Genomic DNA, 22804 nt, shown 5'->3' with positions numbered 1-22804 from the left:
CGCGCCCGGCCTGCATTCAGGCCCCCGCATTCCGGGCGAGATATGCGCGCACAGCCCTTGCCGCCACTTGCGCACGTGCATCCTGTCCCGCAGGCGAGGCGAGGATGGCGGCTTCCTCGGGATTGTTGATGTAGCCGGTTTCGAAAAGAATCGACGGTATGTCCGGTGCCTTGAGGACGACGAGAGAGGCCGTCTCCGGGTGCTCCCGGTGCATCGCAAGACCGGCCTCGCGCAGTTCCCGTAGCAGCAGGGTTGCAGCCTGGGCCGAGCGGGCCTGCGCTCCCCGCTGGGAAAGGTCGAGGAGGATCGCGCCCACCTCTGCGCTCGTCCGCGTCAGGGCCACGCCGTTGACACGTCCGGCCCCGTTCTCACGCGCGGCGAAGCGTTCGGCAGCCTGGCTCGAACCTTTTTCCGAAAGAACGTAGACGCTTGCGCCCCGGGCCGATTCGGCCTCGGCGCTATCCGCGTGAATGGAGATGAAGAGGTCGGCGTTCAGGCGCCGTGCAATGTCTGGCCGATCCTCGAGCGCGATGAAGCGATCCGTGTCCCTGGTCAGCGCGACGCGCAGCCCCCCTCCTGCAAGCAGGGCGTCCCGCAGCTTCAGGGCGATCTGCAACGCCACCGTCTTTTCCTTGAGCACACCCTGCCCGGCACCCGGATCGAACCCGCCATGACCGGGGTCGATCACCACCAGCGGACGACTTGCATCGGCCGGACCGTCCACGCGAGGAAGCCCTACAGGTGTGCCGACCGGGGGGAGGTCGAAGCGCACCACGTAGTCGTAGGCCCCGGCCCGAGCCATGAAGGTGCCACCAATCGCGATCGCCGCAGCAAGTAGCGCCAGCACCGCGACGAACGCGAAGATGATCTGCATGGACCGCGACATCGGCCCGCAGAACTAGGACCCTCCCGCCCTGCCTGCAATCCTGCACCCCGGCGCTTTCCCACAGTCTGATCGCACGGCGGCCGCCCCGGCCTGCCGTGAAAGTCCAGTCGGTCAAGCAACTTGCCGAGGTGCGCCATGGATGCTAGGCCCGGACAACCGGGGCGAGAAAACGCTTTCGGTCCTCGCAATCCGGCAACTCCATTCCCATATGGCGGCCGGGCAGGACCGATGAAGCAAAGAAAGCCCCGGCCCAAGGAGCCGGAGGAAATCGTTTTTCCGGAAAACCTTACAGGTTGATGCGAGCCATGAGAAGCCAGTTGCCGCCCTGCCAGTCGACGCCCGAAGGGGCGTGGGCGGCGTGGTCGCAACGTCATGCGCCTTTGGCGACGCCGCGCAGTTCCTCGCTCGCGACCTCGGCTTCTGTCTTGATGACGGACGGCCCCCTTACCGCTGCCGCAACGGCAGCCACTACTTTCGCCGCGCACGGAGCGCTGGATTGCTCCGAACCTGCGCAAGAACACGCCCCCGTGACATCACCGGGAACACACATCGCCGCCGTGAACGGCCGCGTCGTGATGATCCGGGGCGCATCCGCCTACATCGAAAACAATCGCGTCCTCCTGGCTGATCCGGTCGGGCGTCGACGCGTACGGAGAATACCAAATGGCAACGCGCATGCTGATCGATGCGCGCCACCCGGAAGAAACACGGGTGGCGGTACTCAAGGGCAACCGCATTGAAGAGTTCGACTTCGAGTCGACCGAACGCAAGCAGATCAAGGGTAACATCTATCTCGCGAAGGTGACGCGCGTGGAGCCTTCGCTCCAGGCCGCTTTCGTGGACTTCGGCGGCAACCGCCACGGGTTCCTTGCCTTCAGCGAAATCCATCCGGACTACTACCAGATCCCCAAGGAGGATCGTGAGGCCCTGCTGGCCGAAGAAGCCGCTCACGCCGAGGAAGAGGCCGCGCTGCGCGCCACCGAGGGCGAGGAGGAAGAGGACGAAAACGAGGACTTCAACGACGATGGCGGCCTGACGGAAGTCGACACATCCGAAAAGGACCACGTCGCCACGATCGAGGACGGCTCGGTCGAGAACCCGTTCCACGCCGACGACGAAGGTGAAGCGGGCGACGAGGAAGGCGAATCCAACGGCGGACGACGCGGTCGCGGCCGTCGCCGCCAGGGTCGCTCGTCGGGCCGTTCCAAGGAAGCGGATGAACTGCGCGCAAAGCGCATGGCCCTGCGCCGCCGCTACAAGATCCAGGACGTGATCCATCGCCGGCAGGTGCTGCTGGTTCAGGTCGTCAAGGAGGAGCGTGGAAACAAGGGCGCTGCCCTCACCACCTATCTCAGCCTCGCGGGCCGCTACTGTGTCCTGATGCCGAATTCGAGCCACGGCGGTGGCATTAGCCGCAAGATCAGTTCGGCGTCCGACCGCAAGCGGCTCAAGTCGATCATCGCTGAACTGGAGCTTCCGCGCTCCATGGGCTGCATCGTCCGCACTGCGGGCCTTCAGCGCACGAAGACTGAAATCAAGCGCGACTTCGACTATCTCGCACGCCTGTGGGACGAGCTTCGCGAGCAAACCTTGCGCTCGGCCGCCCCTGCGTTGATTCACTCGGATAGCGACCTCATCAAGCGCGCCATCCGCGACATATACAACCGCGACATCGAAGAAGTGATCGTCGAGGGTGAGGAAGGTTATCGCGCGGCGAAGGACTTCATGAAGCTCCTGATGCCAAGCCATGGCCGCAAGGTTAAGCCCTACGCCGATCCGGTGCCGCTGTTCCAGCGCTTCGGCGCGGAAGACCAGCTTACGGCCATGTACGACCCTGTCGTCCAGCTCAGGTCCGGCGGCTACATCGTCATCAACCCGACCGAGGCTCTCGTTTCGATCGACATCAACTCGGGCCGCGCCACCAAGGAGCACGGCATCGAGCAGACGGCGGTCGCCACCAATCTCGAAGCCGCCCAGGAGATCGCACGCCAGCTGCGCCTGCGTGACATGGCGGGCCTCGTCGTCATCGACTTCATCGACATGGAATACGGCTCCAATGTCCGCAAGGTCGAGAAGGCGATGAAGGAAGCGCTCAAGAACGACCGAGCGCGCATCCAGGTCGGCCGCATCTCCAGCTTCGGCCTCATGGAAATGAGCCGTCAGCGCCTGCGTACCGGCGTTCTCGAAGCGACAACCCGGTCCTGCCCGCACTGCGACGGGACCGGTCTGGTTCGCACCGCCAGCTCGGCCGGTCTTGCGGCTCTTCGCCTGATCGAAGACGAAGCCGCCAAGGGTAAGGGCATCGTGATCTCGCTGTTCGCCTCGACGGAAGCAGCGGTTTATCTGCTGAACGCGAAGCGGACCGACCTCGCCGACATCGAGGACCGCTACGGCGTCACGGTCGAAGTCATCCCGGAAGGTGAGAACGAAGGCGCGAAGATGCGCGTCATGTCCTCGGGACCGCGCAACGACTTTGTTCCCCGCTTCGAGCCAATTGCCGAAGACGTCGAAGACGACTTCGTCGAAGAGGATGAAGAGGACGAGATCGAGCGCGAGGAAGCGGCGGAACGTGGCGAAGCTGCGGATGCCGACGGCGAGAACGGCGAAGGAAACGGTCGCCGCAAGCGCCGCAAGCGCCGCCGGAGCCGCAACCGTGATCGTCGAGACGATCAGGCCGAGACCTCGGATAGCGAAGCGGATGATGCCGAAGCGGTCGAAGGCGATGAGCCCGAAGCCGAAGAGGCCGATGCCGCTGACGAAGCGGATGATGCCGAAACCTTTGCCGCCGACGCAGATGAGCCGGGTGCGCCGAAGAAGCGCCGCCGTCGTGGTGGTCGCCGCAGGCGGGGCCGTCGCGGCGACGAAGGCGATAATGGCACGGAAACCGCTGAAACCGAGAATGCGGTAGAAGCAGCCGAAGCCGAAACCGTCGCGCTGCCGGAATCGGAATCGCATCCGGCTCCGGAGCCTGTCGCCGAGGCGCCGGTCGAACTCGCGAGCGCGGAAGCGCCCGCCAAGCCGAAGCGTACGCGCCGCAAGAAGGCTGAAACCGTTGCTGCCGAGGCCCCGGCCGCGGAGCCCGTAACGGAAGCGGATCCGGCTGCCGAAGAAGCGCCCGCGAAGCCCAAGCGCACGCGTCGCAAGAAGGCGGACGAAGGCACCGATGTCGCACCTGCGGCAGAGGAAGCTCCGGCGAAGCCCAAGCGTACCCGTCGCAAGAAGGCCGACGACACTGCTGAATCCGCTGCGGCGGCAGAGGCACCGGCGGATGCGGCTGCCGCCAAGCCGAAGCGCACGACCCGTCGCAAGAAGGCTGAACCCGCGGCCGAAGCTCCGGCTCCTGCCGCCGAGCCGACAGACGAGCCGGCGAGTGAAGCAGGCGATGCGGTCGAAACGGCAGACGCCGGCACTCTGCAGGGTCCTCGCCGCGGATGGTGGCAGCGGACCTTCGGTAACTGATCACCGCACAAGACATGGGCGCCGCGCATGACGACAGGTCATGCGCGGCGCCTGCCGTTTGCAGCTCCCTTCTCTCCCTGTCCGACGGCGCAGCCCGGCACTCCTGCGCCTCCTGCCTCCGTCCAGTTGATTGCTTCCTGCGCACGAATGACATGCGTCCTTTCAGCGATGCTGCACCAGGACGCCGCACGATCTGCATGATGCGCCCCGCTCGCGCCTGCTCTCTCCGGGGTGGGACCGGCCGTGTTCGAGACAACTCTTGCCCTGCGCGGCCGAATCGTTAGAGGGGGACCACAAGGCGGTTCATGCCGCACTGCACGATCACGGGGATTCTTTCATGGCGACCTTCACCCTCCCGGCGAACAGCAAGATCAGCAAGCGTGGCAACGTCCACAAGGCCGAAGGCGCCACCCGGGTCAAAAAGTTCACCGTCTACCGCTACGATCCGGATTCGGGTGAAAACCCGCGCTACGACACGTTCGAGATTGATCTCGATAACTGCGGCCCGATGGTTCTCGACGCGATCATCAAGATCAAGAACGAAATGGACGCGACCCTGACGTTCCGGCGGTCCTGCCGCGAAGGCATCTGCGGCTCGTGCTCCATGAACATGAACGGCAAGAACGGTCTCGCCTGCACCACCGCGATCGAAGACCTGAAGGGCGACATTCGCATCACCCCGCTGCCGCACATGGACGTGATCAAGGATCTCGTTCCGGATTTCACGCATTTCTATGCCCAGTACGCCTCGATCCGGCCTTGGCTGCAGACGGTATCGACCACGCCCTCGGGCAAGGAGCGCCTGCAGAGCCCCGAGCAGCGCGAAAAGCTGGACGGTCTCTACGAATGCATCCTGTGTGCCTGCTGCTCGACCTCGTGCCCGAGCTACTGGTGGAACTCCGACAAGTTCCTCGGCCCGGCTATCCTGCTCCAGGCCTACCGCTGGCTGGCTGACAGCCGCGACGAGATGACCGGTGAGCGCCTCGACGAACTGGAAGACCCTTTCCGGCTGTATCGCTGCCACACGATCATGAACTGCGCCAACGTGTGCCCCAAGGGCCTTTCGCCCGCACGTGCCATCGCGGAAATCAAGAAGATGCAGGCCGAGCGCCAGGTCTGAGCGCAACCGGCTTCGACGAAGACGGCCCGTGGCAGACGCAGCAAGTTTCATCCACGCTCCCGACCCGGAGTTTCCGGGTTGGGCCTCGTGGCAGCTGCACGACGATTTGCGGTTCAATACGCAAGGCCTTGGCCGGATGCTCATCCGCTGCGAAGGAGAGCGTAGCGCTCGCCTTCGCCTCATCGAAGCGGAACAGCGTCATAGCAACATCCACAACAACGTGCATGGGGGCGTAACGCTCGCCCTGATTGATGTCGCCATGTTCGCGACCATCTATGCTGTGCTCGGCGCTGACGCGGCCGGCTCGGTGACGCTGGACCTTCAGAACCAGTTCATAGGGGCGGGCCGCATCGGTGAGCCGCTGGACGTCGTCTCCGAAGTGATGCAGGAAACCCGGCGCCTGGTGTTCCTCCGCGGCACAGTTGAGCAGGGCGATCATCTCGTTGCCAGCTTCATGGGCACCCTGCGCAAGCCGAGCGTCCGATGAGCGGGATGATGGAGCGCTATGAGGCGCTTGTCGCTACAGGCGAACTGCGCTCCGACCCTGAACAGGCGGCAGCGTCCGAGCGGCTGAGCCGTCTCCAGCGCGACCTGTACAAAGCGAACGCCTCCACCAGCCTTATCGGTAAGCTCCTGGGCAGGAAGGCACACGCACCCCGAGGCGTCTACATGTGGGGCGGAGTCGGTCGTGGCAAGTCCATGCTGATGGACCTCTTCATCCAGACCCTGGACATTCCGGCGAAACGTCGCGTCCATTTTCACGCCTTCATGCTGGAGGTGCATGCCCTGCTGCGGGAGGAGCGCAAGAAGGAGACGGGCGACCCGATTCCACCTGTTGCCGCCGCCCTGGCTCGCAACCTGCGCTGCCTTGCCTTCGACGAGATGGTCGTCAACAACTCCGCCGACGCCATGATCATGAGCCGCCTCTTCACGCACCTCATCGAGAGCGAAGGCGTCACCATCGTGACCACGTCCAATCGCGCTCCGAGGGACCTGTACAAGGATGGGCTCAACCGGGAACACTTCCTGCCCTTCATCGCGCTCATTGAGCAGCAGCTCGATGTTCTGACGCTGAACGGCCCTACCGATTACCGCATGCAACGCCTTGGCGGCATGGCGACGTGGCACACGCCCTTGGGGGACGCGGCGACGGCCGCCGCAAGAGAGGCGTTCTATCGCCTCACCGACTATCCTCCCGAAGACAGCGAACACGTTCCCTCAGCCGACATAGAACTGGGTGGCGGCCGTATCCTTCATGTGCCCAAGAGCTTGAAGGGCGTGGGCGTCTTCAGCTTCAAACGCCTCTGCGGTGAACCCCGAGGCGCGGCCGACTACCTGGCCTTGGCACGGGCTTACCATACGGTAATCCTCGTCGGCATCCCCAAGATGGGTCCTGACCGCCGCAATGAAGCGGCGCGTTTTGTCACGCTTATCGACGCTTTGTACGAAAACCGGGTAAAGCTGATTGCCGCAGCCGATGCGGCGCCCGAGGATCTCTATGAGGCGGGAAGCGGTCGCTTCGAATTCGACCGGACGATCAGCCGTCTCAATGAAATGCAAAGCGCAGACTACCTTGCACTTGGTCATGGCGAGGACTGAGAGCTAAAGGCTCAGCCGGAGAGTGCGTTCTCCAGCACTAGACCAAACATGGCGTACAGCGTTCGCTGATAGCGCATCAGAACAGAAACGCGACGGCCTCGTGCCGCCCGATTCTCATCATCCAGACAAAGAAAAAGCGCTTTCCAAAAGACAGGAGTTCTTCTGGAAAGCGCTTCATTTTACTTGCGGTGGTTCGGCCTAACAGCTCGAACTACGGCAGGCGCGGCAATTACATGCCGCCGTTGCCCCACCAGCCACCGCCCCAGATGCTCTTGGTCATGACAGTTTCCCATGTGAACAACCGCGTTTCTGCGGTCGCCCAGATGGTTAACATTTCGTTAAAATGGCTACAAGACTTTTCTAGCTAATCAATCGCGCCCTTCTTCCCGAGACAAAGCTCAAAAAATCCCGATATGGGACAGGTCTGCTGATATGGTAGCCTTGTACGAGATCGCAGCCGAGGCGCGTGAGTGCCTCCAGGTTCTTGAGCGTTTCAACGCCTTCCGCCACCACCACCCGGTCCAGAGAGTGAGCCATTTCGATAATAGACTGCACCAGACGCAGGTCCGCTTCGCTGCTGTCCATCGTGGAGATAAAGGACTTGTCGATTTTGACCTCGCTCGCAGGGAGATAGCGCAAGTAGTCGATCGTGGCGTTGCCGGTTCCAAAGTCGTCGATCGAAAGACGAAGGCCTGACTGGACCAGACGTTGAAGCATCTGGAAGGTCTTGGAACTGCGATCGAGGCGATCTGTCTCGGTGATCTCGAGGATAAGGCGATTGGGGGAAAGGCCGTGGGCGGCGAGTATCTCCGCGATCATGCCTGGCAGCGCGGGATTTCTAAGAAGCTGAGCTGCGATGTTGACTGACATCGTCATCTCGTAGCCCTCGCGCTCCAACTCCACTGCCGCTCGGACTGCGTCGTTGAGTACGAAGCGGGTAATGCGCTCGATTCGATGGAATTCTTCCGCAATTCGGATGAACTTGTCCGGGCCGATCGGGCCTCGCTCCGGATGCGTCCACCGCACCAGAGCCTCGGCGCCCGTGATCCTGTTCGACACGAGGTCAAGCTTCGGCTGATAGGCTACCCAGACCTCTCCATTGTCAATCGCGCGATCAAGCGAGGTCAGCAGGGATATCTCCCATTGCGCCTCATGTTTACGGGCATCGTGCTGAAAGACGAGTTCATCACTGCGGACAGCCTCTTCGGCCGCTTGCATGGCGCTTGCAACGCGTCCTGACAGCGGTCGGTCGAATTCGGAATCGATGCCGCAGTTGAAGGACAGGTCGATCTCTATGCCACCCACCTGAATACCGTTTTGAACGATCCGGTGCAGCCCCTCCAGGTTCTCGAACAAGTCGAAGGTGCTCCGTATGGACGAAAGCCAGACGAACATCCCCCCCTCATGGTAGATCAAGACGCTTTCGTCGCTGATCCGGATCCGGCGAACGATCTCCTTGGCGAGCTGAGCTTCGACATGCTCGGCAAAGCTGCCGATGATTCCGCCGTAATTGCGGATCTTCAAAGCCACCAGAATGCGGGTCGACAGGTCTGGCGAATTCCTCAGCGCCTGAACGCTCGGCAAGCCCGACCCTGCGTTTGTCTCGCTGGCCTCTTCGACCCGGTCCAGATGACGCGTACGCACAATTGCGACCAGCGCAAGACCCAAGGCCGGAGCGATGCTGACTTGAACACTGAAATAGCTCAGGACAAATGGCGCAACACCCAAGAGAACTACAAGCATCCACAGGCGTCGCGAATCCAGGACCTTCCCTCGGCGAAGTCCAGATGCAACCACGAGAAGCGTGATCAGGAGCGCACCCGACCAGCCCAGATCTCGCGGCATGACAGACTTTAAGGTCTGCGCGCCGACGATGTGAAAGATTCCTCCAGGAACAGCGACATTCTGGCCGGGAAGCCGGTGCTGATCGCTAAAGGCAGCGCCGACGGGAGCAATGACAACGGTCTTGCCACGTATTTGGTAAGGATCAGTATTGCCCCGCAGCACATCAATGTAGCTAAGTTGTGGGATACTCTTCGCGGAGATTGAAAAGTCGGGGTAGTACAACTCATCGCTGCCGCGGCGGACGCCTGCAATTTGAGCGGAGGCTGTAGGGATATGGCCGATCGGGCTATCGGAGGAAAAGGGGATTTGAACGCTTAGGTTAAGTGGGCGGTGACGCAGCAGCAGGGAAACAGGTTGAGCATACTCGCGGAACATCTTCAGCGGTAAAGCCCCGGCGAAGTTACCCCTGTTGCTGCTCTCTCCCAACGTCGCCCCGAGGTAAACCTTTCCGCGATGCCTCTTCAGCATCTCCAGAAAGCGCTGATCATCCTCTGGCAACCCGCGTTTCGAGAACGAGCGCGCGAAATAGACGTCCTTCGCTCCGGCCGCAAAAAGAGCCTTCAGGACATCGGCATCGTTCGATCTTGTGACGTCACTCCGGCCGAGTTCATCCAAGGTCCGATCGTCCTGGAGCACCGCGATGATCTGCTGGTCCGCCTGTCGCGTGTAGGCCCACCAGCGCACGTTGCGCAGACCTTCCTCAAGGGGCATCCCAAGATCGCTGAGCCCCATGACGATGCCGACGATCGTCGCCCAGAAGACGATCCGGGCACGGGGATTGTGCCAGAGCGAGCGGAGCTGGGCCCAGAATGGCGTCATGGCGCCCGCCCCGCTGAGCGTGCCATGGAAATCGGGACGGCGCGCGGCCGGTGTTGGGTCCCGTTATGAAGGCCGTGTCTGTTCATTCATGCCCTACGAAGGAGGCTTCGATAGGCACGGGCTAATCACAAGGTGCTAAGAAACTGTTTAGTTAATCCGGGGGTGGACGCAGATCAGCGTTTATACCTAAGCCCACGCCGATTGGCTCAGTGTGCATCCAGACCCGAGAGCGCCCTCTCCAGCATCAGCAGTTGCCACAGCAGGCGCGAATTGTCCGATGTGCCGGCGACATGCGCCTCCACCACGCCCAGCAGCTTGCGCTGGTCCAACCATCCGGTGCGGGCGAGAGCCGCGCTTCCTGCAATGTCGCGCGCGGCCTGGACGAGCGGGCCCCGGAACCATTGCGCAATCGGCGTCACAAACCCCTGCTTGGGGCGGTGCAGGATGTCGTCGGGGAGGTAGCGACGCATTGTGCGCTTCATCAACCACTTTCCCTGACCACGCTGGACGCGCATCGCTTCAGGCAACGTCGCGGCGAATTCGACGAGCCGGTGATCGAGCAGCGGTTCGCGCGCTTCAAGGCTCACCGCCATGCTGGTCCTGTCGACCTTGGTGAGAATATCGCCCGGCAGCCATGACTTCAGGTCAGCGTACTGCGCCCTGTCGAGCCCGGACCGCGCAGGAGCGCTCCTCATTAGATCGAGAACGGGTTCTTCGGCCCTGTAGTCTCCCCGCAGCCGGCGGAACTCGTCCGTGTAAAGCGCGTTCCGCAGTTCCGGCGGCAGGAACGCCATGGAGCGCGCGTAGCCCTCGGCCGAGTCCCCTGCGAGGGAAAGCAGAGTGGATTTGGCCCTCAACGGCCGTGGCGCCCAGTCCGCCTTTGGATAGAGACCGCCCAGAGCGCCGAACACCGGCCGACGCAGACCGGAAGGGATCAGCGCCCGGACCTTGTCTTCTGCGCTTTGGAATACATGCCGACGATAACCGGCCATTGCCTCGTCGGCACCGTCGCCCGAAAGCGCCACCGTCACCGATTCACGAGCGAGCTGGCAAACCCGCCAGGTCGGCAAAGCGGATGCATCGGCGAAAGGCTCATCGAACATCCCCGCAACGGCGTCTATCGCCGCAAAGTCATCCGGAGAGACAGTGCGCGATGCATGTTCCGTTCCGAACTGCCGCGCAATCCTTGTGGCGTAACCCGTTTCATCCAGGGCTGCGACATCGAAGCCGATCGAGCAGGTGCGCACGGGATCGACGCTCGTCTCCGCCATCAGAGCGACGACGCTCGAGCTGTCCACGCCGCCTGACAGGAAAGCTCCGAGCGGCACGTCGGACACCATGCGCGAAGTCACCGCCTGCCGCATCAGATGGAGAAGTTCCGCCTCCAGGTCGGCCGGCCTGGCGGTTCGCCGCTCCGCGAATGAGACATCCCACCACTGGACGGGCCGCGGCAGCGGCGCGCCGTGCCGCAGCAGGAGGAAATGCCCGGCCGGCAGCTTGCACACGCCCTTGAGGATGGACCGGTGATCAGGAACGTAGCCCCAAGCCAGATAGTCTTCGACGGCCAGCGGGTCGATCTCACGCCGCAGCAGCGGGTGGGCAGTAAGGGCCTTCAGTTCGGACCCAAATACAAGGCTGCCGTCGCTGAGCGGCGCATAGAACAGAGGCTTTACGCCCAGGCGATCGCGCGCAAGGAACAGAGTGCGTGCATCGAGATCATAGATCGCGAAGGCGAACATCCCGAACAGGCGGGATACGCATTGCGGCCCCCACCTGCGCCACGCGGCCAGTATGACCTCGCTGTCGCCGTCGGTGTGAAATACCTCGCCCAGCAGCTTCAGCTCCTGCCGCAGCTCACGGTAGTTGTATATCTCGCCATTGAAGACGAGCATCGCCCGGCCGTCCGAAGAGGCCATCGGCTGAGGAGAGCCGCCGAGATCTATGATGGACAGGCGGCGGTGGCCCAGCCCCACGCCCGGAGCCGTCCAGACGCCCTGCCCGTCCGGCCCCCGGTGCGCGATGGCGTCGCACATCGCTTCCACGCGGGTGGCATCGACGGGCTTGGGCGTTTCCAGATGATAGATACCGGCGATGCCGCACATGCCTGAAGACCTTAACGAACCCGCCCGATCCCGTCCATCCACGCGCCGAGCGGCCCGGTGGAGGATCGGAAGCGAGCGATGGACTTTACAGCCGGAACGGAAGCCGTATCCTCCGCCGAGAGAATGAGCATCATCGTAGGCCGGCGGCGGAACATGAGCCGGTCCGCCATGACCGCAAGCTTGAGCCGCGCATTGCTTCCGCTCAACCCTCCACCCAGCCGGTACCAGGTCATCGCCACGCGAACGACCTCACCATTCCCGAGAAGTCGCTCGCCCTTGCCGCCGTCCGGCGCCGCCACAGGTGACTGCCACGACCATGGGCTGGCGGGAACAAGGGCTCCCTGCCCGAAGCCGCCGGCTTCCTTCCCTTCGTCCTGACTGGCGTAGAGGGCAACGAATACATCAACCACCTGCCCTTCCGCATTGCGGTACCTTCCGAGCAGGCGATGATCGGCGCCTTGCGCCCGGGGCTCCCACCAGATCGAGGGGTTGTAATCCACACGGCGCCAGCCATTCACTTCCGGCAAGGCGATCCGCAAGGGCAAAGGCGCGGAAAGGCCGCCGGCGGCAGCCGCCCAGAGGTGGATACCGGCCACTATGGCGGCGAAGCCCATCATGGCTATTCTTGCGCTGCCGCCCGCCTCTTCCAGCCTTGCGAGGCGCCGGGACCCCTGGATTGCGGAGGCATCGATGACCGGCGCGTTCACGGGCCGGTCGAAGAAGCGCCAGGCACAGGCAATCACGATGGCCAGCACCAGAGCAAAGAATATCCAGCCGTAGACGATGTGATCGAAGCCCGCTGCCGCTTCCACCCCGAAGAACTGAGCGGCATAGATCGTGCCCCAGGCCCGCACGCCATTGGCGAGAATGGGCACGACGATGCAGGCCAGCAGCAGGATGGCCCGCCGCACAAGACCCAGGAAGCAGACGTTCGCGGTCAAGGCTCCGAACGCGGTCATCGCAATCAGGAACTTGACGCCTGAACAGGCTTCAGCGACCTCGAAAAGGCCGGCGGGGGTGTCGATGAACACTCCGTCGATCCTGGCCGGTATGCCGCTGAGGTGCGTCAGCCCGATGGTGATGTCGGCCGTTATCATCTGGAGCGCCGGCACCAGTTCCTCTCCGGCCGGGATCAGGAAGGCCAAATAGAACAGCGGAAAGGCGACACCTGCGGTGACCCGAACGCCGAGCATCAACGGCACGCAGGCGCCGGCCATGCCGACCACGCCTGCCTGTCTGGCAAGATCGAGACCCGAGACAGCACCCAGCAGCCACAGGAACGCCGCACCGAAGAGGAGGACCAATCCGGGCGCCCAGGCTCTTGGCGTCAGAAGCTGAAGGCTGGGCCAACGCTGCCACACGAGCCAGCCGACGATCGGCGGGACCAGCAGGATGTGGTTGTAGGTCGAGATATCCCACCACTGCCGGGCCATGGCGAGCCAGTCCCCGGCAAAGGAAGCCAGCAGGAGCAGCCAGGCAGCCCCCAGCCGCGCCGCCGCCGTTCGCCACGGCTGCGAAAGGGTGTGTCGGAGAGAGGGAGGCGACGCGCTCCCTGCCGCCTCAGGCCGCATCGAGAGGTCTCCGGGCATTCGTCCCGACGTGCGAAGGAAGTCCGGCAAGGGCGGCCTCCCAGCTGGCGTTACGTACGATCCAGTCCCGCGCGCAGTTGCCTACCCGCCGCGCCTCGTCGGGCGATTGCGCCAGGTCGATCACTGCTTTGGCTATCGACACATCGTCATCGCGGATGATGAAGTCCCTTCCGTCGACGGCATCGATGCCTGTCGCCGCACCTTTCGTAAGAACCACGGGGAGAGCCATCGACATGGCCTCCAAGACCTTGTTCTGGACGCCTCGCGCGATGTCGAGCGGAACGAGCGCGATATCGCTCCCAGCAAGCCAGGGACGGATGTCGTCGACACGGCCCCAGACTGTCACACCTTCGCGTCCTGAACGAGCGGTCAGCGCTTGGGGCGGGTTGCGGCCGACGACGTGCAGGGTGGCGGAGGGCAACGCCTCGCGCACCATCGGCAGGATGCGATCGATCGCGCGCATTGCCGCCTCGATGTTGGGCGCGTAGTCCATCTGACCCGTGAAGACGATGCGCGGACTTCCCTGCTCGAGCAGCCGCGGCTCCGGGTCCACACCGCCCGGATCGAACTCGAAAGCATCGATGCCATTGCCCATGGTGGCGATGGCGCCACTCACAGGCGCAACACGGGACCGCAGCAGGTCGGCTTCCGCATCGCTGATGAGCAGGGTCAACGCCGAGGCGGAGCATATGCGTGCCTCTTCCCGCCGCAGCAGGCGCCCTTCCCGACGCTCCAGCCAACCGCGCGCACTCCGCGGGCCGCGAGCAGCATAGGCCTCGAACTTCGCGGAATCCACGTCGACCAGATCGGCGACAACCCGGCCGCCGAAGTCGGTGGGTACGTACTGCGCCATCTGCCCGGAAAACACATAGATCGCCGTGACGTCATGCCGCGCCAGAACCTGCCGGACGTAAGAGTGAAGCCGCCGGTCGTCGAACGCTGCCAGGCTCAGCGCCCGTCCGGACCCGATTGCCTGCAGGCCTGCGATGGGCAGAGGCTTTCGGCGTCGCACCAGACAATAGGTGGCACTCACCTGCGCCAGTTGCCGCTCCCACTGCTGGTCACGGGCATCGTCATAGAAGGTGCCGACGTGAACCGGGCCCAGCTGTGCCAGCGCCTTCAGCACATGATGGGAGCGTATCTTGTCCCCGCGATCCGGCGGAAACGGGATGCGGTGCGACAGAAACAGAATATCGCCCATCAGCCGAGGCCACGCGCGATGAGCGGACCCAGCCGATTGGCGATCGGCAAAGGCAGCCGCTGCCAGAGCTTAATCTGCAACGCGAGCTTGCTGCTGGTGGGGTCTGCGTCACGAGGTGGGTGACCGGGCGCCGTCCAGCCTGCATAGGACAGCGGCTCGGGCTCGAACCCCCAGTTCCGCTTGAAGTGATAGGCACCGCTGCCGGTTTTGGAGCGGCCGAAGTCGAAGACCGAACAGCCGCGGCGCCGGGCATGGCACATCAGTTCGAAGTACATGCGATCGTTGGCTCTCAGGCGGCGAGCACCCCATGTTCCCCCGCCCCAATACGGCATCACCGCGCCGTCATGGTAGAGGCTGATGACGCTGGCGACAGGCAGACCAGCGTGACGCACCGTGAGGATATCCGCTCCCTCACCGAAGGCATCGACCACCGCGTCCAACAAGGCGCGAGAGAACACCGGAGTGCCGAGATTGCGGTAGCTTTCACGGAACACCGCATAATGGGCGGCCCGGTCGCGCTCCGATCTGCCGACCTCGATGGTCAGGTCCATGCCGAGCGAGCGGCGCACCTCGGCCCGTTGCTTGCGCGGGATCGCGGCGAGCTGCGCTTCATCGTCTCCGGCCAGACGGCGCGCGAAGTTGCAATGCGACTGGGTCTTCAGAACCCAGCCGGAACCGGTGGGAGGCAGGTCTCCCCCGCGCAACTCTATGGCAGGGCAGGACAAGCGGAGCGCCAGTTCCTCTACCGCCCTGAACACCGGTTCTCGGTCCGCCTCATCCGTAGTCAGCAACCCTCCCCCGACGGCAAATCCCGTAGAGGCCAGGATCCGTCCGAAAACGGGCGAATGGATGAGGTTGAGCGGTAGAAACGCCGCGATTTCGCCGCCGCGTTCCTGGACAAGCGCAATGGCCCGGTTGCCGGTTGATCGGGCAACAGCGAGGAACCAGGCGGGCCTGTGAAAGGGTGTGCCCAGCGGGTGCAGGGCGACGAAGTCTTCCAGTCGCGCGACCTCCTCAGGCGCATCCAGATCGACAAGCCGCACGCCGTCGCGCAGATGGCCCACATCGGGTTTCATGCCTCCACGGCCCGCTTCAACGGAGCGGCGCGCGCTGCTTCCCGAGCGGCCAGTTCGTCCATCCGGCCCCACGCGAATTCATCGACAAGGCGCCTGAGCTTCGCGGCCATGACGGAAAGATTGGTGTAGTGCCTGAACCGGGATCGCAGGGACGCCCCTTCGACCCGGGGCTGGTCCGGGTCCACCTCCCACGGATGGAAGTAGAACACCGCCGGGCGCCGATCGCTGCGGTTCACCTGGCTCACAGCCCAGCGGGTGAAGCCATAGGGCAGGACGCGGAAGAACCCGCCGCCGCCGGCCGCCAGCCGCCGCCCGAAGGCATGGGCGGTCGTCACCGGGATTTCGATCAGGGCGCTGTCTTCGAGCGGCCTGAATGCGAAACGCGGGGCTGCCCGCCAGCCGTAGTGGTCGTGCGCGATCGGCGCGACGCTGGAACTGTAGACATAGCCCTGCTCTGCCAGCACCTCGAACGCCCACGGTGTGCGGGCGTCTATGGAGAAGCTGGGCGCGCGGTAGCCGGTGACGGGCCGGCCCGAGGCATCTTCCAGCACCTTGCGGGTACGATCGATGTCGGATGCGAAAGCCTGCCGCCCCAGCCGGAACACGCGTTCGTGGTCCCAGCCATGGCTGGCGATCTCATGCCCCTCATCCGAAATCCTGCGAAGCATCGCGGGATAGCGCTCCGCTATCCAGCCGAGCGTGAAGAATGTCGCCTTGACCTCGGCCTCCGAGAAAAGGCGCAGGATCTCGTCGCAATTGCGTTCGAGGCGGCAGGGCAGCGAGGACCAGCTGTCCCGGTCGATCACCTTTTCAAAGGCGCCGACCTGGAACCAGTCCTCCACATCGACAGAGAGGCCGTTGATCGGCGCGGACATGGAACGTAGGCTTTCGCGTGAAGGGGACAGGGTCAGGCTACCTTGCGCTCTCTGTCGCCGCTCTCGATCCATTCGATCAGCATGGTGAGGGTATGACGAAGCGTGCGATCCGTTTCCGCCAGCCGCGCAGTAAGGCTTTCCGTCCGGGCATCGGCTTCGGCCAACCGGCTTTCCAAAGCCGTAACACGTTCCACAAGATCCTGCGAAGCCGCGCCGCCCTGCTCCTGCGTCGTTGCGGAAAGCTCGGTCAGCGCGTCGCGCAGGTCCGCAATTTGTGAATCGCGGTCGGCGAGCTCCGCCGCGAGGATCCGGCGTACGTGCGTAGCATCAAGCCCGGGTTCCGAGAAAGCAGGCCCCTGCGCCACACCGACAGGGATGTGCGGCCCGCCTAGCGCGTACCGCTCGTTGTCCTGTGAAGCCGCAGTCACCACGGACAGGGCGCCGTCTTCAGCCATCTCGTCAAGGACCTGCTTGAGCATGGCGACATCGATGCGTTCCTGCTGATCGACCGCTCCCAGAAGAAGCAAGCGGTTCACCAGCTGATTGATCCGACGGGGAATGCCTCCGGTCGCCTCGTGGATGGCGGGGAACAGATCGGGTTCGAAGCCGGGATTTCCATGCCAGCCGACCCGGGAGAGCCGATGCTCGATGTAGGGCTGCACCTCCCGGACTTCCATCGGGCCCAGATGATGCGTCGCGATCACGCGCTGGCGCAACTGCTCGAGCTGATTGCTCTCCAGCAGCGTCTGGCGAAATTCCGGCTGACCCAGCAGGAGGGTCTGCAGCAAGGGGTGCGAGCCGAGCTGGAAGTTGGAGAGCATGCGCAGCTCCTCCAGCGCGCCGATCGACAGGTTCTGCGCTTCGTCGACGATGAGCAGGCACCGGCGGCCCGCTCGCGCCTCGTCATGGAAGAAGGCTTCCAGTGTTCCGAGGGCGGACGCCTTGTCATGCCCCGCGACGGGCAGGCCGAACGACTGCGCCACGACGTGGACGATCTCCTCGCCGTCCAGCGCGCTCGTCACGACGTTGGCAGCCGTCATGCGGCTGGGGTCGATCGTCGCCATCAGGTGCGCGACAAGAGTGGACTTGCCGGCCCCGACCTCGCCGGTGATGACAACGAAGCCCTCTCCCTGCGCCAGGCCGTAGCCAAGATACGACAGCGCCTTTCGATGCGTGCTGCTTTCGAAGTAGAAGGCCGGGTCGGGGGTGAGCTGGAAAGGCCTTCCGTCGAGCCCGTAGAAATCATCGAACATCAGGTTGTCCTCTCAGAACGTGTAGCGCAGACCTGCGAGCGCCGAAGCGGTCCACAGATCGTCGATGGAGGGCGCGCCATAGCTTACCCCGTCGAGGCCGAGGGCGACCGTGCCACGCAGGCGCGGCGCCAACAACTTGTAGTAACCGGCCGACGCCCCATACCCGGCCAGATCGCCCGTGAAGGGATCGTTGCTGCTGATCCAGTTGGCGTAGAGGTTCGCTGACCAGCCTGCATCCGGTCCGAGGCTACCGCCCACGTAGGCCGCAAGCCACCAGTTTTCGTCGATCACCCCGTTCGCCGCGGCAAGGATGGTGCCAGCTGCGGCGATGTATCTGCGCCGGTCGTATCCCGCTCCAAGACCCGCCGAAAGCCGACCCAACTCAAGCGAGTAGCTGGCGGAGACACCCCGTGCGCGGAAAGTGGAAGAACGGACGGTGCCAAGGACACCGGAAAGGCAGTTCCCGCCTTCAAGAGAGGCAACGCAGCCGCGCAGTTCCCCGGTAATCGGATCGCGGACGACCTCGAAGTCGTCCGGCAGCTGCTCCAAAGCCCGCCCCAGCTGGCCGCCGAAGCCGGATATGTTGTCGTAGACCGTCACGTTGAACTGGTGCCGATCGCTTGGCGCGTAGGCCAGCGTACCGCCGAAGCTGGTGGAGCCATAACGCCGCCCGAAATGTGCCGAAAGCGAGGTCCGGCGACTTGGTCGCCACATGACGGCCACGTCCCAGGTCAGCCCGCTGACGTCGTAGGCGAGTTCGCGCGGCGCGGACTTGTCCGTGACGTAGCGGCCGTCGGAGCCGATGACAGGGAGGCCGTTCTCATCCAGCAGGACGTCCCGACTGGAAATCTCCACATCCTCATAGCCGACGCTGCCCACAAGGCGGACCGTTCGGCTGACAGGCACCGTCACCATGGCACGCACCTGCATGTCCTGCGTGCGCTGATCCAGATTCGAGATGTCTTCGCGGTTGAAGCTTCCCGCCACGCCCAGACCCACGGGCAGGACCGTGCCGGGAGCGAAGCCTGCCTGAGCGTCCGCCGATTGCGTCACGCTCTTGTCGAACACGTCTGCCGCAGCGGCTGTCTGTGCATCGCGCGCGCCATCCGACTGTTCGACCCTGGTGAAGCCGGCGCGATAGTTTGCAGACACGTCGAGATCTCCCGCGCGCGTCGCGAGCGATGGGCCGGCGTAGACAGAATAGATGGTCGACGTGCCATCACCCGAAAGCGGACCTGCGACCAGGGCCGATCCGCCATTCTCGACGTCGACCTGCGACGCCAGCGCTCCAGCCTCCAACGTGAGACCGCGCGTGACGGTGGCATAGCCGCGGGCGACGCCGCTCACCGCATCGCCGTCGCCCGCTTTCCGCCCCCAGCCGAACTGGCGCTGGTAGCGGATCGATGCGGACGCACCATTGTTGCGCCCCTGAACCGACGCATCCACGCCCGCGGCGATCTGCGTGTAAGTCAGCAGATCATCGCCCGGAGACAGCTCCGCCGTCACGATCTGGTCGATCTCGATATAGGGCGCCACTTCGAGCCGCTTCGTACCCTTCCCACGGCCCTTCCCCCGCTCGCTGCGACGAGAGGTCCCGTCCGACGAGGCGGAGGCGGAACTCGCGCTCGCGCCCATGCCGCTTTGGCCGCCGGCCTGCGCATGGCCGGCCGCAGGGACGAGCAGGAGCGCAAGTGTCGTCAGCACGGCAAAGCTGGTGGAAGCCTCCCTGACGCGCCTCATCCCTTATATCCGTAGTAGGAACCGAAACGCCGGCCGCTGGGGCTGAACTGCGCCGCGTTGAGCAGCAGCTGGACGTTGGGGCATGCATTCAGCAGCGTGATCGCATCATCGAGGGCGCCGCGTCCCGTCCTGTCCGCCCGTACGATCACGAGCACCTGCCCGACGTATTTCGCCAGCTCCGCGGCCGGCGATGCCGCGAGTGCGGGCGGCGAATCGAAAATCACGATACGGTGCGGCGCACCCTGCGTCAGCCTGTCCAGCACGCGCGACGTGCGCGAACTCGACAGATACTCGCTGTCCGTGCTGGTGGCTTCACCAGCAGGCAACACGTGCAGTCCCGGAATGTCTGTGCGAAGGACGCAGTCGGCAACGTCGATCGTGCTGTCGATCAGCGCGTCCATGAGCCCCGGTCCGCCCGGCAGCCCGAGAGCGGACAGGATCGACGGCTTGGCGAAATCCGCATCGACGAGAAGGACTTCGCTTTCCTTTTCCGCCGCGATCGAGAGCGCCAGGTTGAGCGCACAATAGGTCTTGCCTTCACCGGGATGAGGCGAGGAAATGAGCACGCGCTGCGCCATAGGCCCGGCGTTCTGACGCCGTAGGTCGGCCGCCTGCACGAGGAGTTGGCGCTTGACGATCCGGAACTCCTCCAGAAGCGTGGTGACGGCGCCTTCCGGCACGATCAGGCCTTGCTCGCGCAGGTGCTCCCTGTCGACGGCGTGGACCTCACCGGTGAAGGTGGCCACTGCCCCCTCCTCCTCGAGCGGCACTGACGGCGGGGTTGTTCCGGCCGCACTTCGTGCCTGTGCCGCGTCGGACACCGGCTGCCTCGCCCCCGCTGCCACGCGCTGGCCTTCCCGCCGGGAGGCTGCCGAAGCTGATGTTTCGGCTGCGGGGATTGGCCGCCCCATGAGGCTGTTGAAGTCAAAGCGGCCGTCCGCCCGCTCCAGGAGCGACTTCCCGTCCGGTGCATCCTCGTGCCCAGCCTGCGGTGTGCGGTGATGATCGGTCATGCCTGCCTCCTCACGCAACCATGCCGCGCTGGATGAACTCGGCGGCCAACAGCACCACGAATAAGCCGCCAAGCGCAGCCGTGCCTGCGAAAAAGTACTTCAGACGCTTGGCCTGCAAGGCGCGGGCCGCGTCCGTCAGGTTATGCGAAATGGCTCCCAGGACCGGCAACCCGGTGGCTTTCTCCAGGCCTGAGGTTGTCGCGAAGACAGAACGGACGCGGCTGAGGACGAAGGCTCCCGCGCAGCCACCCGCAACACCGGCCATCAGCACGCCCAGCAGCAGCAAAGGACGGTTGGGGGCGACGGGTGTGCGCGGAGTCGTCGGAGGGTCTACCACCTGGAACTTCACCGCTTCACGCTCCGTCTTCACTTCACCGCGCAGGCGCAATTCCTCGCGATCCTGCAGAAGCTTGTCGTATTGCTGGCGAAGAACATCGTAGTCGCGGTTGATGCGCTGCGCCTCCGTCGCCAGTTCGGGGTCGGAGATCGCGGACGCGGTGAGCGATGCGATATCGGACTGCGCGGCTGCCTTGCGGGATTGCAGGGCCTGCACGGAAGCCTGGCGTTCAGCCCGGATCGACTGGAGCGAAGTGTAAGCCGGGTTGGGTGTTCCCCCGCCGCTCGCCGCCTCCTGAGCAGCCGCAGCGCGCAAGGCTGCCGCCTGATTACGCGCCGCGATCACATCGGGATGGTTTTCGGTAAGGCCCCTGGCCCGCATGGCCGAAAGATCGGCCTGCGCGCGTGCGAACGCGGACTGAGCGCCGCCGTCCGCAGCGCCCCCCGAGATCGTGCGCGGCGTACCGGCAAGCTGCCCTTCGATGGCAGCAAGGGCGCTGCGCGCCGCCGAGAGATCCGCATCGATGTCCCGCAGGCTCGCACGCGACGTTTCCAGACGTTGCGCCAGGGCGGCACCGCCCAGAGCCATCTCGGGATGTTGGGCCTCGAAGGCCACCCGCTTGGTTTCCGCGGCCTCAAGCTCCCGCTCGCGCTGGCGCAGCTGCTGGTTCACGAACTCCAGCGTCTCCACCATGTCGCCACGGTTTCCGGAAAGGTTTTCTTCCCGGAACAGGTCAATCAGCTTCTGCGCCACGTTCTGCGCCAGCTTGGCATTCTCGGCATCGGAGAAGGACGAATCGTTAGCAGTTGCGGTGATCTCGAAGAGATTGTCCTCCTGTGTCACCACCTTGACGTTCTTGGCCAGTCTCAGCACCGCCGCTTCCATCGCCTTGGGGTTGTCGATCGTGTCGCCCAGACGGGTGGAGCGCACAACCTTCTCCAGATTGACGGCGCTGGTAAGGGTCTGACGGATACGTTCGATGTCGCGCTTCTTATCCGCCACCCCGATGCCGACCTGTTCCGCCAGGGCGTCATCCAGCTGGATGAAGATGCGCGCCCGCGATTCGTAACTGTTCGGAATGAGCGCGACGGCCAACCAGCCGACCAGACAGACTGCCCAGGCAATGCCGAGCGCTATCCAGCGACGATGCCATACGCTGTGCAACCCGGCCAGCAGCTCTTCGTAGAGCGACTCCATGTCAGAAGAAGCTTTCGGGAATGATTATCACGTCGCCGGGGCTGAGCATCACGTTGGCCTTGCTGTCGCCCTTGCGCAGGAGGTCGCCCAGCCGCAGCTTGTATTCCTGCTGCTTCCCAGTCGCCTTGTCGAAGCGGATCAGACGGGCGCTGTTGCCCGCAGCATACTCCGACAGCCCGCCCACCGCGATTATGGCGTCCAGCACGGTCATGTTGGCGCGGTAAGGCAGCGAGGCCGGCTTCTCCGTCGCGCCCACAATGCGGATCTGCTGGCTGAAGGTGCCGGAAAACCCGTCCACGATGACAGACACCAGCGGATCCTCAATGTACTTCGAAAGCTGCAGGCGGATGTCCTGTGCGAGCGCCGACGGAGTTTTGCCCACAGCCGGCATGTCGCTGATCAGCGGAGTGGTGATTCGACCGTCAGGCCGCACCTGCACCTTGGCGCCGAGCTCCGGGTTGCGCCAGACGAACACCGTCAGCTGGTCGAGAGGCCCGATGATGTACTCCTCGCCCGGGCCCTCTTCCATCGCCACGAACGATGCAGCCGGCAACTCCGCAGCGGGGCGAGCAGCGCCGCTGCACCCGGCCAGAGCAGTGCTCGCGAGCGCTGCCAGGGCGACGGATCGAGCGGGGAGTTGCGGCATGGAAAATATCCTCGTCTTGCGCCGGGTTTTCTCCCTCCGCCCGCAGG

Annotated in this window: 16 protein-coding genes; 4 read left to right on the top strand and 12 right to left on the bottom strand. The window is 64.2% G+C overall.

Going from position 1 to position 22804, the window contains the following annotated elements; translation table 11 throughout:
- Positions 1 to 16: 16 nt before the first annotated feature.
- On the bottom strand, positions 17 to 886 hold the full coding sequence (locus QOL62_RS03455; protein ID WP_283405186.1) for an N-acetylmuramoyl-L-alanine amidase family protein: 870 nt from the start codon (positions 884 to 886) through the stop codon (positions 17 to 19).
- 663 nt (positions 887 to 1549) lie between these two features.
- Between QOL62_RS03455 and QOL62_RS03450 the strand changes: the two genes are divergently transcribed.
- From QOL62_RS03450 to zapE, 4 genes are all read left to right on the top strand, one after another.
- The gene (locus QOL62_RS03450) at positions 1550 to 4345 is read left to right on the top strand and encodes an Rne/Rng family ribonuclease (RefSeq protein ID WP_283405185.1); all 2796 of its coding nucleotides are present in this window, start codon (positions 1550 to 1552) and stop codon (positions 4343 to 4345) included.
- Positions 4346 to 4682: 337 nt separating this feature from the next.
- Positions 4683 to 5465 carry a succinate dehydrogenase iron-sulfur subunit gene (locus tag QOL62_RS03445; protein ID WP_103730468.1) on the top strand — a complete coding sequence of 261 codons (783 nt, stop codon included), beginning with the start codon at positions 4683 to 4685 and terminating at the stop codon, positions 5463 to 5465.
- Positions 5466 to 5493: 28 nt separating this feature from the next.
- Positions 5494 to 5952, top strand: coding sequence for a PaaI family thioesterase (locus QOL62_RS03440; RefSeq protein WP_283405184.1), 459 nt, complete (start codon positions 5494 to 5496; stop codon positions 5950 to 5952).
- Complete coding sequence (gene zapE, locus QOL62_RS03435; protein WP_103730466.1) at positions 5949 to 7064, top strand: cell division protein ZapE; 1116 nt, start codon at positions 5949 to 5951, stop codon at positions 7062 to 7064. The genes QOL62_RS03440 and zapE overlap by 4 nt, the downstream gene beginning before the upstream one ends.
- Positions 7065 to 7424: 360 nt before the next feature.
- Here zapE and QOL62_RS03430 read toward each other — a convergent pair whose 3' ends face one another.
- The 11 genes from QOL62_RS03430 to QOL62_RS03380 form a co-directional block, all read right to left on the bottom strand.
- On the bottom strand, positions 7425 to 9728 hold the full coding sequence (locus QOL62_RS03430; protein WP_283405183.1) for an EAL domain-containing protein: 2304 nt from the start codon (positions 9726 to 9728) through the stop codon (positions 7425 to 7427).
- A 206-nt stretch (positions 9729 to 9934) separates the two neighbouring features.
- A complete protein-coding gene (locus QOL62_RS03425; RefSeq protein WP_283405182.1) occupies positions 9935 to 11830 on the bottom strand; it encodes an XrtA/PEP-CTERM system amidotransferase in 1896 nt (631 codons plus the stop codon).
- Between the two features lie 11 nt (positions 11831 to 11841).
- Positions 11842 to 13401, bottom strand: a complete 1560-nt coding sequence (gene xrtA, locus QOL62_RS03420) for an exosortase A (RefSeq protein WP_283405181.1) — start codon at positions 13399 to 13401, stop codon at positions 11842 to 11844.
- Positions 13391 to 14620 (bottom strand): TIGR03087 family PEP-CTERM/XrtA system glycosyltransferase, encoded by a 1230-nt coding sequence (locus tag QOL62_RS03415; RefSeq protein ID WP_283405180.1) that lies wholly within the window; start codon positions 14618 to 14620, stop codon positions 13391 to 13393. The genes xrtA and QOL62_RS03415 overlap by 11 nt, the downstream gene beginning before the upstream one ends.
- On the bottom strand, positions 14620 to 15696 hold the full coding sequence (locus QOL62_RS03410; RefSeq protein ID WP_283405179.1) for a FemAB family XrtA/PEP-CTERM system-associated protein: 1077 nt from the start codon (positions 15694 to 15696) through the stop codon (positions 14620 to 14622). Before QOL62_RS03410 ends, QOL62_RS03415 begins: the two co-directional genes overlap by 1 nt.
- The gene (locus QOL62_RS03405) at positions 15693 to 16571 is read right to left on the bottom strand and encodes an XrtA system polysaccharide deacetylase (protein WP_283405178.1); all 879 of its coding nucleotides are present in this window, start codon (positions 16569 to 16571) and stop codon (positions 15693 to 15695) included. The genes QOL62_RS03410 and QOL62_RS03405 overlap by 4 nt, the downstream gene beginning before the upstream one ends.
- Positions 16572 to 16603: 32 nt before the next feature.
- Positions 16604 to 17824 (bottom strand): XrtA/PEP-CTERM system-associated ATPase, encoded by a 1221-nt coding sequence (locus QOL62_RS03400; protein ID WP_283405177.1) that lies wholly within the window; start codon positions 17822 to 17824, stop codon positions 16604 to 16606.
- Positions 17825 to 17836: 12 nt separating this feature from the next.
- Positions 17837 to 19564 (bottom strand): preprotein translocase subunit YajC, encoded by a 1728-nt coding sequence (locus QOL62_RS03395; RefSeq protein ID WP_283405176.1) that lies wholly within the window; start codon positions 19562 to 19564, stop codon positions 17837 to 17839.
- Positions 19561 to 20577 (bottom strand): P-loop NTPase family protein, encoded by a 1017-nt coding sequence (locus tag QOL62_RS03390; RefSeq protein ID WP_283405175.1) that lies wholly within the window; start codon positions 20575 to 20577, stop codon positions 19561 to 19563. Before QOL62_RS03390 ends, QOL62_RS03395 begins: the two co-directional genes overlap by 4 nt.
- A 10-nt stretch (positions 20578 to 20587) precedes the next feature.
- Positions 20588 to 22111, bottom strand: coding sequence for an XrtA system polysaccharide chain length determinant (locus QOL62_RS03385; protein ID WP_283405174.1), 1524 nt, complete (start codon positions 22109 to 22111; stop codon positions 20588 to 20590).
- 1 nt (position 22112) lies between these two features.
- A complete protein-coding gene (locus QOL62_RS03380; protein ID WP_103730455.1) occupies positions 22113 to 22757 on the bottom strand; it encodes an XrtA/PEP-CTERM system exopolysaccharide export protein in 645 nt (214 codons plus the stop codon).
- Positions 22758 to 22804: the final 47 nt, after the last annotated feature.

Source organism: Novosphingobium panipatense (assembly GCF_900182875.1).
GTDB classification, from domain to species: domain Bacteria; phylum Pseudomonadota; class Alphaproteobacteria; order Sphingomonadales; family Sphingomonadaceae; genus Novosphingobium; species Novosphingobium panipatense.
This window is presented reverse-complemented; position numbering and strand designations above follow the sequence as displayed.